Source organism: Flavobacterium saliperosum (assembly GCF_900100625.1).
Lineage (GTDB): Bacteria > Bacteroidota > Bacteroidia > Flavobacteriales > Flavobacteriaceae > Flavobacterium > Flavobacterium saliperosum.
Genome location: NZ_FMTY01000019.1, coordinates 1 through 1684, shown reverse-complemented (window position 1 = coordinate 1684; position 1684 = coordinate 1). Strand labels below are relative to the sequence as shown.

Annotated in this window: 2 protein-coding genes; both read left to right on the top strand. The window is 29.2% G+C overall.

The features are described 5' to 3' along the window. The first annotated feature begins 116 nt into the window (after window positions 1-116). Window positions 117-614 carry a hypothetical protein gene (locus tag BLQ05_RS13565; RefSeq protein ID WP_023577706.1) on the top strand — a complete coding sequence of 166 codons (498 nt, stop codon included), beginning with the start codon at window positions 117-119 and terminating at the stop codon, window positions 612-614. 92 nt (window positions 615-706) lie between these two features. Then, window positions 707-1543: a toxin-antitoxin system YwqK family antitoxin gene (locus BLQ05_RS13560; RefSeq protein WP_143000968.1), complete on the top strand. Its 837-nt coding sequence runs from the start codon at window positions 707-709 to the stop codon at window positions 1541-1543. Window positions 1544-1684 lie beyond the last annotated feature (141 nt).

Here is a 1684-nt window from a genome sequence, read left to right as displayed (position 1 = left end):
TAAATTTAAAGGTTATTTCATATATTTGGCTTCCGTGGTTATTCAATGGTTTGGAAATATATAAACCCCAACTTCATGAAGCCCCGGGACGTTAGTGGCAAGCAATAAAAAACTGGATGGAAATAGAAGAATTAACAAAAAAAGAAAGTGAATTATATTCAATTGTATTGAAGATTTACAATCAAAAAGAATCCGACGAAAAATTATACGATATTTTTAATTCTTATAGACAAATCCATAAGCATTATGCAAATCTTTCTGAAATAGACAATGAAGCTTTAAAGCGCGGTTTATTTATTCAATGGTATTCTAAAACTGAACCAAATTATTTAACAGGAATCGGAGAACTTGATGAGAAATCTGAATTTCATATTTTAAAAATATTAGAAGATAAAATTCAAACAGAATCTTTAGATATCGAATTAAAATGGATGCTAAATTATTACGCTATTTGGGATTATACATTTGAAAAACTTGAAAGCTTTCCGAATTTAAATCAATTTATTAAAAATAGAACCGAAAAATATTTCCCTAAAGTTATAGACAAATTGGAAATGTGTAAACGTGGACAAATGGGAGAATATTGGAACTCTTTAATAATCTTTGATAAATAAAATTTGCCAGCCACTAACAGCGGTTTTGTGCAAGTGGGGTTTTAGGCAAAATTTAAAGGTTTTTTTATATATTTGACTTCAGTCTTGGCGGAATGGTTTGGGGACAAAAATCCCCACCAGCACAAAGCCGGCGGGACGTTAGTGGCTATTTTGCCAAAAATGAGAAAACAGCAATGAAAAAAATATTTTTGATCCTTATTATTCTAAATTTCTCTTGTAGCAAAGATAAATTTCATAAAGAGTATTATTCAAATGGAAATTTAGCTTTGAAAATTACACTTGATGATAAAGGGATTAGAAATGGACCATATGAGGAATACTATGAAAGTGGGGAACTAAAAGTTACAGGTCAACTTCTTAACGGAGAAGTTAAAGATTCTGTATTTGTATATTATCCAAATGGCAATATTAGAGAAAAAGGATTTTTCAAAAATGGTCATAGACAAAATTGGCAGGAGATATATAATGAGAAAAATAAACTTTTACGACGCGAAGAATATTATGAACTCAGAGATAGTGCATATTTAAACCAAGTAATTGTTTACAAAGCAAATGGAAAAATAAACCATACAAAAAGTTCTTTTTTTAAATTAAATATTCCAGATACAATCAAACTTGGAAAAAATAAATTAACCTTGAACTATTATGATAATACGACTAAAAGCGATTATAACTTTCTAAACGTAATTATTGAAAATCAATACTCAGAAAAAGAAATTAAAAACGATACTTTTACTGATGGAACTCGTAATCCATTTTTTGGAGTTTATGCTTATAAAGAAGGAAAACTTCTAATTAAAGGAAAAATAGAAGAAAAGATTTTAAAAGAACGTTTGATTGGGAAGGATTCTGCCGAACTCGAAATAACAGATTTGTATAAATATTTCGAAAAAGAAGTTTACGTAAAAGGTAAGTCAAACAAAAAATAAAAACAGCCACTAACATTGGTTTTGCGAAATTTGGGCTTTAAGGCTAAATTTAATGTTAGTTTTGTATTTGTAAACTTAATCCTAAATTGATACTTTTGGGCAAACCAATCCCCAAACTTCGCAAAGCCACGGGACGTTAGC

Excerpts from the sequence above, each read along its gene's own strand:
- BLQ05_RS13560 (WP_143000968.1), top strand. The coding sequence starts at position 707 with ATGGTTTGGGGACAAAAATCCCCACCAGCACAAAGCCGGCGGGACGTT.
- BLQ05_RS13565 (WP_023577706.1), top strand. The coding sequence starts at position 117 with ATGGAAATAGAAGAATTAACAAAAAAAGAAAGTGAATTATATTCAATT.